Annotated in this window: 1 pseudogene; it reads right to left on the bottom strand. The window is 58.0% G+C overall.

Annotated features, from left to right (window positions below):
* A pseudogene (locus tag GYA94_RS27225) lies at nt 1-257 on the bottom strand (putrescine ABC transporter permease PotH); the annotation flags it as partial.

Here is a 257-nt window from a genome sequence, read left to right as displayed (position 1 = left end):
TCAGCCCCGTCCACATCAGGAAGCCATTGAGCAGCCCGTTGTTGCTGAGAATGCCCATCCAGGCGTAGACGCGGATCAGGATCGCCGTCCAGGTCGGCATCATGATCAGCAACAGCAGGACCGTCTGCGTTTCCTTCTTGGCGTTGGCAATGGCGTAGGCCATCGGGTAGCCGATCAGCAGGCACAGCAGGGTGCTGAAGAACGCCATTTTCAGCGAACCCAGGTAAGCGGAAATATACAGCTCATCCTCGGTCAGC

Origin of the sequence: Pseudomonas juntendi (assembly GCF_009932375.1) — a bacterium.
Lineage (GTDB): Bacteria > Pseudomonadota > Gammaproteobacteria > Pseudomonadales > Pseudomonadaceae > Aquipseudomonas > Aquipseudomonas juntendi.
This window is presented reverse-complemented; position numbering and strand designations above follow the sequence as displayed.